This is a genomic window from Colwellia sp. E2M01 (assembly GCF_018860585.1).
GTDB lineage: Bacteria > Pseudomonadota > Gammaproteobacteria > Enterobacterales > Alteromonadaceae > Colwellia.
This window is the reverse complement of record NZ_JAHKPR010000083.1, coordinates 1-8,077: the sequence shown is the minus strand read 5'-3', so window position 1 is coordinate 8,077 and position 8,077 is coordinate 1. Positions and strand designations below refer to the sequence as shown.

The 8,077-nt window shown below is 38.8% G+C and carries 5 protein-coding genes; 2 read left to right on the top strand and 3 right to left on the bottom strand.

The genetic code is table 11. The annotated features are described in order from the left end of the window. Nucleotides 1–320: 320 nt before the first annotated feature. From KO502_RS16195 to pepA, 3 genes are all read right to left on the bottom strand, one after another. Nucleotides 321–3,176 carry a valine--tRNA ligase gene (locus tag KO502_RS16195; RefSeq protein ID WP_216023617.1) on the bottom strand — a complete coding sequence of 952 codons (2,856 nt, stop codon included), beginning with the start codon at nucleotides 3,174–3,176 and terminating at the stop codon, nucleotides 321–323. 156 nt (nucleotides 3,177–3,332) lie between these two features. Further along, nucleotides 3,333–3,809, bottom strand: a complete 477-nt coding sequence (locus tag KO502_RS16190; protein WP_216023616.1) for a DNA polymerase III subunit chi — start codon at nucleotides 3,807–3,809, stop codon at nucleotides 3,333–3,335. Nucleotides 3,810–3,938: 129 nt separating this feature from the next. Then, nucleotides 3,939–5,444 carry a leucyl aminopeptidase gene (gene pepA, locus KO502_RS16185; RefSeq protein WP_216023615.1) on the bottom strand — a complete coding sequence of 502 codons (1,506 nt, stop codon included), beginning with the start codon at nucleotides 5,442–5,444 and terminating at the stop codon, nucleotides 3,939–3,941. A gap of 226 nt (nucleotides 5,445–5,670) precedes the next feature. Here pepA and lptF point away from each other — a divergent pair, with 226 nt between their 5' ends. Then, a complete protein-coding gene (lptF, locus tag KO502_RS16180) occupies nucleotides 5,671–6,840 on the top strand; it encodes an LPS export ABC transporter permease LptF (RefSeq protein ID WP_216023614.1) in 1,170 nt (389 codons plus the stop codon). Next, the gene (gene lptG, locus KO502_RS16175) at nucleotides 6,840–7,907 is read left to right on the top strand and encodes an LPS export ABC transporter permease LptG (protein WP_216023613.1); all 1,068 of its coding nucleotides are present in this window, start codon (nucleotides 6,840–6,842) and stop codon (nucleotides 7,905–7,907) included. The genes lptF and lptG overlap by 1 nt, the downstream gene beginning before the upstream one ends. Nucleotides 7,908–8,077 lie beyond the last annotated feature (170 nt).

Below are 8,077 nucleotides of genomic sequence, written 5' to 3'. Positions count from 1 at the left end.
GTTTAGGTCTAGTCATTCTAAATCAAATAAATTTAACGATGTTAATGTACATCGAGCAAGCTCCCAAAGGGCGAATACCTAATTAAAAGTAAAGGCTTACATGCTGCGTTATTGATTTTGAAAAGGACGCTACATGGATGGTGTTCTTAGAGAATGCAGGAGCACATTCTCCTGAATAACCATTTTCTTCAATCAATGCCTTGCCTCTAAGCCTTTTAACTTTCGCTGAGTGGGAAAGAACTTAATCAACTTGGTATTAGGTTAAGAAATTATCTTAATGTAGATCTATCTCTTTTATAATTACTCAATGTTGAGAAAAATTAAAGGGCTGCTATTTGTTCTTTTTGCTCTTGCATTTTAGCTAATGCCGATTCAGCTTCAGCTAGTTTTGCTTGCTCTTTTTCAATTACCGCAGCAGGCGCTTTGCTAACAAAATTTTCGTTACCAAGTTTACTACGTACTTTACCGGCTTCTTTATCTAGCTTTTCAATGGCTTTATCTAAACGCGCTATTTCAGCTTCTTTATCAATTAAGCCTGCCATTGGAATAAGTACTGATAAATTACCTACTAATGCCGATGCAGAAGCAGGGCCTTGTTCGTCAGCACTTAAGATTTCAATGCTTTCAAGTTTTGCTAGTGAACTTAAAAATTGCTCGTTTTCTGATAGACGGCGTTGGTCGTCTTCGTTAACGTTTTTAAGTAATACCGGTAAGGCTTTACTTGGCGCAATATCCATTTCACCACGAATGTTACGAATGGCAATAATAAATTGTTTAACCCATTCTAAATCATCAATCGATTGTTGATCGCACTTGCTGGCATCAAATTCAGGGAATGCCTGAATCATGATTGAATCGCCTTTTTTAGCAAAGTTACTTAATGGCTGAACACGTTGCCAAATAGTTTCTGTGATAAATGGCATGATAGGGTGCATCAAACGTAGCAATGCCTCTAAAATATTAACCAATGTATGACGCGTACCACGTTGCTGTGCTTCATTACCTTTGAATAATACAGGCTTAGTAAGCTCTAAATACCAATCACAGAATTGATTCCATGTGAATTCGTAAAGTGCTTGTGAGGCTAAGTCAAAACGGTAAGTGTCGAAAGCTTCATGGACTGTTTTCACTGTTTGTTCAAACTGACCAATGATCCAACGATCAGCAAGTGATAATTGCATCTCGCCGCCGTCCTTACCGCAATCAAACTCTTCGGTATTCATCATTACGTAACGGCTAGCATTCCATAATTTGTTAGTAAAGTTACGGTAACCTTCAAGACGTTTCATGTCCCAACTAATGTCGCGACCTGTAGTTGCAACAGACGTTAGAGTGAAACGTAATGCATCAGTGCCGTGTGCTTCAATACCGTTTGGATATTCTTTACGGGTTAGCTTTTCAATTTTCTTGGCAAGTTGTGGCTGCATCATGTTGCCAGTACGCTTTTCAAGTAAATCATCAAGTGAGATACCGTCTATCATATCTAATGGATCAACCACGTTACCTTTAGATTTACTCATCTTATCGCCATTTTCATCGCGAATAAGGCCTGTCATGTAAACTTTTTTAAATGGGATTTGTGATTTACCGTTTTCATCTTTGTTGAAATGCATGGTCATCATGATCATACGTGCAACCCAGAAGAAGATAATATCAAAACCCGTTACCAGTACATCAGTAGGGTGGAAGGTTTTCAAATCATCAGTATCTTTTGGCCAACCTAACGTAGAGAAAGTCCACAGCGCAGATGAGAACCAAGTATCAAGTACGTCGTCATCTTGGCTTAGCTTTACGTCATCAGCTATATTGTTAGTTGCACGAACTTCTGCTTCAGTTCTGCCAACATACACTTTGCCGCTTTCGTCATACCATGCTGGAATTCTGTGTCCCCACCAAAGCTGGCGTGAAATACACCAATCTTGAATGTTGTTCATCCAAGCAAAGTACATGTTTTCGTATTGTTTAGGCACAAATTCAATTTGACCATCTTTAACTGCATCTACGGCAGGACCTGCTAGTTTTTCAACACGCACGTACCATTGGTCAGTTAATAGTGGCTCGATAATTACACCAGAGCGATCGCCGTATGGCGCTACTAAGTCATGGTCTTTTACTTCAACTAATAAACCAAGATCGTCAAATTTTTCAACAATGGCTTTACGGGCAACAAATCTGTCCATACCGGCGAATTCGCTAGGCAATGCGCCATCATATGCATCACATACTTCGCCTTTCGTATCGTAAACTTCAGCGGTTACCAGTACAGCAGCGTCTTTATTGAAAATATTAATTTGTGGCAACGCATGACGTTTACCAACTTCATTATCATTAAAGTCATGAGCAGGGGTTATTTTTACACAACCCGTGCCTTTTTCCATGTCAGCATGTTCGTCGCCAACAATAGGAATTAAACGATTCACTAAGGGTAATAAAACGTGTTTGCCAATTAAATCTTTATAACGAGGATCTTCAGGGTTAACGGCAACACCGGTATCACCTAACATGGTTTCAGGACGTGTTGTTGCTACCACTAAATAATCTAAACCGTCAGCGGTTTTAGCGCCATCAGCAAGTGGGTAGCGCAAGTGCCACATATGGCCTTTTTTGTCTTTGTTTTCTACTTCTAAATCTGAAATAGCGGTATGGAATTTTGGATCCCAGTTAACCAGACGTTTGCCACGATAGATTAGGTCGTCTTCAAATAAACGTACAAATACTTCTTGTACCGCTTCAGACATACCGTCGTCCATGGTAAAACGTTCACGAGTCCAGTCAATCGAGTTACCTAAACGACGCATTTGTTTGCCGATTGTACCGCCAGACTCTTCTTTCCATTCCCAAATTTTATCGATAAAGCCTTCACGACCATAATCATGACGTGTTTTATCTTCTTCAGCAGCAATCTTACGCTCAACAACCATTTGTGTTGCAATACCGGCGTGATCACAACCCGTTTGCCATAAGGTATTTTTACCTTGCATACGTTGGTAACGAATTAGCGTGTCCATGATGGTTTGCTGAAAAGCATGACCCATATGTAAGCTACCAGTGACATTTGGTGGCGGAATAGCAATGCTGTAACTGTCACCTTCGCCAGTTGGGCTAAAGTAACCTTGCTCTTCCCAGCTTGTGTAGAGAGATTGTTCAATGTCGGTAGGGTTAAAGGTTTTTTCCATCATTTTTTCCGCTAATAATTTGTTTAATAGTGATAGACAGTTTTGTTAACGTTATTATTTTACCGTACATTAACTGTCTATTTAAATTCGTTTTTTGCTAGTTATCTAGCTTCTAGGTTACTAGGCCCTAGAGCCTATGTATTTAAGCGCTAATTCCTAAGTCTCAACCTCAATAGCTGGCTGGTTATCAACACTAAAGCCCCATTGGCGACAAGCTTTAAAGCGTTCTCTTGCTTGTTGTTTTAAGGTTTCATCGCTTGGTACAAAATCAACAATAAATTGATATTGATTAGCAAAGTTAGGCACAGTGCTAGTTAAGTTGATAAGAACAGGACGTCTACTTTGTGGTGGTTGATAACCTATCTCAACCATAGCGCCTGATTTTGGACCTTCACCAACTAAGTTATGAGGCACAAAACTGTCGCTATCAAATGCCCAAAGCATTTCATCTACTTGCTCGGCATGTTGTTTATCTTGCGTATAAATATAAACACGCTGATTTTGACGATAAAAATGACTCGCTTGCAAACAGGCATGATAAATAGCCGAGCGAGTATCTTGCTCTGTTTCGGCTGTGTTTTTATCTTTGCTGATTTCATCATTAAGTAGATAAAACATTACTTGGGTTTGCATATTTTTACCTGTTCATTTGCTATATGTTTATAGCCTATTTTAAGCATGTTGTTTAAACGTTTAACCCCGAATAGTTAACTACTCGGGGTTAATGTTTTCATACTTTACTTAGACAATAAAGGTAAGTCTTTATTCGCCTTGTTCTTGACCTGAGCGGTTCAGTAAAAATTGGGTAAGCATACTCACAGGGCGACCTGTTGAGCCTTTGTCTTTACCGCCGCGCCATGCTGTACCAGCAATATCTAGATGTGCCCAATGATATTTTTTGGTAAAGCGTGATAAGAAACAAGCCGCTGTAATAGTGCCTGCTTCTTTACCGCCAATGTTTGCCATGTCAGCAAATGGACTTTCAAGTTGTGCGTTGTAATCGTCCCACAGTGGTAAGCGCCATGCTCTGTCACCACTTTGATCCGAGGCATTTAATAACTCATGCGCAAGCGGGTTATGACTACTTAATAAGCCAGTTGCATGTGCGCCAAGGGCAACAACACAAGCACCAGTTAAGGTCGCAACATCAATTACCGCTTCTGGCTCAAAACGTTCAACATAAGTTAATGCGTCACATAATACTAAACGGCCTTCAGCATCAGTATTTAATACTTCAACAGTTTGACCTGACATAGTCGTTAAAATATCACCTGGGCGATAGGCATTACTGCTAGGCATGTTTTCACAACCCGCTAAAACGCCAATGACATTTAATGGTAATTGTAATTCAGCTAAAGCATGCATTGCACCTAAAACACCGGCTGCACCACCCATGTCGTATTTCATTTCATCCATGCCTGCGCCTGGCTTTAATGAAATACCACCACTGTCGAATGTTAAACCTTTACCTACTAAAACAAGTGGTTTCGAATCATCACCAGCGCCATCATACTTGATGATACTCATTAATGATTCATTAACAGAGCCACGGCCAACGGCTAGGTATGAACCCATGCCCAACTCTTCCATTTCAGCTTCACCAACAATAGTAGTGGAAATGTTTTCATAGTCACTGGCAAGGATCTTAGCTTGCTCAGCAAGATACGCAGGATTACAAATATTTGGCGGCATATTGGCTACATTTTTACAGGTAGTAATACCTTCAGCAATGGCTAAAGCATGCGCTACTGCACGTTCTCCAATAGGTAATTCACGACGAGTAGGTACGTTAAAGGTAATTTTACGTAACGGACGGCGAGGCTCAGCTTTACGGGTTTTTAAACTATCAAAACTGTATAAACCATCTTGTGCAGCTTCAACCGCTTGACGAATTTTCCAATAAATATCACGACCTTTAACGTGTAGTTCTGATAAGAAGCATACGGCTTCCATTGAACCTGTTTCGTTTAGGTTGTTAATTGTTTTGGTAATTATTTGACGATATTGGCGCTCATCTAGCTCACGCTCTTTACCGCAACCAACTAATAAAACGCGTTCGCTTAAAATATTAGGTACGTGATGTAATAATAACATCTGCCCCGATTTACCTTCTAAATCGCCTTTACGTAAAAGGTTACTGATATAGCCTTCACTTATTTCATCAAGCTGTTCGGCTGTACCGCTAAGTCTGCGTGGTTCAAAAACACCAACAACAATACATGCGCTACGCTGTTTCTCTGGGCTGCCGCTTTTTACACTGAACTCCATGACTTTTCCTTTTACAAATTAATAAAACATTTTTAGCATAACTTGCTAAAATAAGTAAAAAATAGCACTCTTGTCTATTCAATTGATATCGCTAAGGGCTATAATTATCGTTGCACTCATCAATATTCGTTAGCTACTGACTATATAGTTTACTTATGAAAACGACAAGTTTACTTAATAATTGCCTTTATGTCAGAAAAAAACTAAGTTTTTATAGGATCTTTTTGTGATCATTTTCCGTTATTTATTAAAAGAAGTCGCCAAAACACAATTAGCCGTATTTCTGGTGTTAATGACTATTTTTATCAGTCAAAAGTTTGTTCGCGTATTAGGTGATGCTTCAGAAGGAGGTATACCCGGACAATTAGTGATGACCTTTATTGCTTTGAAGATACCTGACCTTGCTGGTTTTATTCTGCCCTTGAGTTTGTTTTTAGGCGTGTTATTAGCTTACGGGCGTATTTATGCGGATAGCGAAATGACTGTGTTACATGCTTGTGGGGTAAGTGAATGGTATGTGGTGCGGGTAACCTTAGTACTGGCTGTTATTACTGCTATTTTTACAGGGATATTTACGCTTTATCTTTCACCGCTTGCCTCTGAGTATGAATATCAAGTTAAAGAAGAACTTGCAGCCGACTCTGGCTTAAGTGCTTTAGTGTCTGGTCGTTTTCAACAAACAGGAAACCAAGATGCAGTTGTTTTTATTCACGACAAAGACCGAAAAACCAATAGTTTTCATAAAGTTTTTGTTGCTCAGTTGCCAAAAGAAAACAACATCGAAGCTGATATTATTAATTCCAGTTTAGTGTACGCTAAAACAGGTAAAGTTTTTGAAGGTGATAACGGCTCGCAGCAATTAGTTTTAGGTGATGGTACTCGTTATCATCGAGAAATGGAGAGTGGTGAATTTCAGTCTGTTTCATTTAATAAATATTATATTCAAATTAAAGACCAAGAGGTTGAACGTCGTCATCGTAAATTAAATGCGTTATCGACACCTGACTTATTTAATAGTACTCCAGCACCTGAATTAGCGGCCTCTTACAGCGCCACCATTCAATGGCGTATTGCTTTTCCACTGGCGTGTATTATTTTAATTTTTATTGCCGTACCGTTAAGTGTTGTAAACCCAAGACAAGGTAAATTCGCTAAAATGTTACCTGCTTTAATGTTATTTTTAGGCTATCTATTATTACTTACATCTATGCGTTCAGCTATTGAAAAAAATGCTATCCCTAGTGCTATCGGCTTATGGCCAATACATATAAGTGCTTTATTTGTAGGGGTTATATTATTGATGAAAGAGCGTAGTAGTGGCCGAATTATTAAAGCAAAACTGCCGAGTTTTAAACGCAAAAACAGCTCAGCTAACCATAAAAGCGAGGAAGATTAATGCGAATTCTTGATTTTTATATAGGTCGTGTAATCGCATCTACTACTTTTATCACCTTAGCTGTATTTGTAAGTGTTAGCGGTATTATTAAATTTGTTGAGCAAATGCGCGCTATTGGTCGTGGAGATTATGATTTAGTACACGCGGCTTTATTTGTTCTTTACAGTGTACCGCGCGATGTTGAAATTTTCTTTCCGATGGCTGCACTTATTGGCGGTTTAATTGGTATTGGTATGCTAGCCAGTAATAGTGAATTAATTGTGATGCAAGCCGCAGGGCTCTCAAAATTAGATATTATTAAGTCGGTTATGAAAACAGCAGCCCTATTAATCATTATTAGTATGGCTATTGGTGAGTGGTTAGCCCCCAGTGGTGAGGCGAAAGCTCGAGAGATTCGTGCCCAAGCTATATCTGGAGGGAGTTTAATTTCAGGACGAAATGGAGTATGGGCTAAAGACGGAGATTATTTTGTTAATATTGGTGATGTGCAAGATCAAAGTAAACTAAAAAGAATTCAAATTTATGGTTTTAATGAGCAGTTAAAAATTGATCGTTGGATTTCTGCTCAAAGTGCTATTTATCAAAAAAACACCTGGACTTTAATTGATGCAGAAGAATTTATTTTAGAAGATAATCAGATCATTACTAAAAAATACACTAATAAAGTGTGGAAATCCTCATTAACGCCTAACAAATTAGGCGTGGTAACCGTTACGCCAGAGTCACTTTCAATAGAAGGCTTACTTGAATATTTAGATTATTTAGAAGCGAATGATCAAGATCCAAGTCGATATCAATTAGCATTTTGGCGTAAATTAATGCAGCCATTAACCGTTGCTGTTATGTTATTGGTTGCTTTATCTTTCATTTTTGGGCCATTACGCTCTGTATCTATGGGCGCAAGGATCATGATGGGTGTTTTTACCGGAATTTTATTCTTCATATTTAACGAAGTTTTGGGTTCATTGAGTTTGGTATATCAACTACCGCCGGTGTTAGGGGCCACCATGCCCAGTTTGGTATTTATCGGAGCTGCTTGGTATTTAATGAATAAAAAACCAGCTTAGTAGTGAATTAATTAAAAGGCTAGGGTAATTATACGCTAGCCTTTTTCTGTTTAATCTCGCTTATTTATACCAAGTCCGTTAAGTTACTGAACACCTGTACTGGTTAAAATACCTAAATCCTACGTTCCCTTCAATCGCAATAACCAGTTACTATACCAATTTGATTAAAT

Excerpts from the sequence above, each read along its gene's own strand:
- KO502_RS16195 (WP_216023617.1), bottom strand. The coding sequence starts at position 3,176 with ATGGAAAAAACCTTTAACCCTACCGACATTGAACAATCTCTCTACACA.
- KO502_RS16190 (WP_216023616.1), bottom strand. The coding sequence starts at position 3,809 with ATGCAAACCCAAGTAATGTTTTATCTACTTAATGATGAAATCAGCAAA.
- pepA (WP_216023615.1), bottom strand. The coding sequence starts at position 5,444 with ATGGAGTTCAGTGTAAAAAGCGGCAGCCCAGAGAAACAGCGTAGCGCA.
- lptG (WP_216023613.1), top strand. The coding sequence starts at position 6,840 with ATGCGAATTCTTGATTTTTATATAGGTCGTGTAATCGCATCTACTACT.